1 pseudogene is annotated in these 679 nt (G+C 80.9%); it reads right to left on the bottom strand.

The window, feature by feature from the left end:
- Positions 1 to 55: 55 nt before the first annotated feature.
- Positions 56 to 679: pseudogene (locus GTQ99_RS23785) on the bottom strand (hypothetical protein); the annotation flags it as partial.

Genomic DNA, 679 nt, shown 5'->3' on the forward strand with positions numbered 1-679 from the left:
GCGCGGGGTCGCTGCTGACTGCTCGGTCATGCCCCCATCCTCCCCCGCGCCCTCCTCAGCCCGGCAGGCGGACCCGGCCGCCCAGCTGGGCGAGGACCTCCTCGGCGGCGCGGGTGGCGGCGGCCACGCACGCGGGCACGCCCACGCCGTCCAGCACCGCCCCGCACACCGCCAGCCGCCCCGCGCCCGCCACCGCCGCGCGCAGCCGCTCCACCCGCTCCACGTGGCCGACGGCGTACTGCGGCAGCCCGTCGACCCAGCGCACGAGCGCGCCGTCCACCGGGTGCAGCTCGCGGCCGAGCAGCGCGGCGGCGTCCCCGGCCGCCCAGCGCAGCACGTCGGCGTCGTCGGCCTCCAGCGCCTCGCGCTCGCCGGCGCGGCCCAGGGACACCCGCAGCACGCGGACGTCCTCGCGCTGGGCGCGCACCCAGTCCCACTTGTTCGCCGACAGGGTCAGCGCCTTCACGTGCAGCCCCTCGGCGGCGGCCTCGACCGGCGGCACGAGCACCCCGGAGCCGCTCAGCCCGGCCAGCTCGCCGGCGGGGACGGCGAGCGCGGCGATGACCATGCTCGCGGTCTCGACGGCCGCCAGCTCGGCGGCCGCGGCGGGCACCGCGGCCAGCAGCCGGGCGGCGGGCGAGGAGCGCGCCGACGCGGTCGTCGTGGCGGTGCCGGCTCC

The organism is Kineococcus vitellinus (assembly GCF_009906315.1).
GTDB lineage: Bacteria > Actinomycetota > Actinomycetes > Actinomycetales > Kineococcaceae > Kineococcus > Kineococcus vitellinus.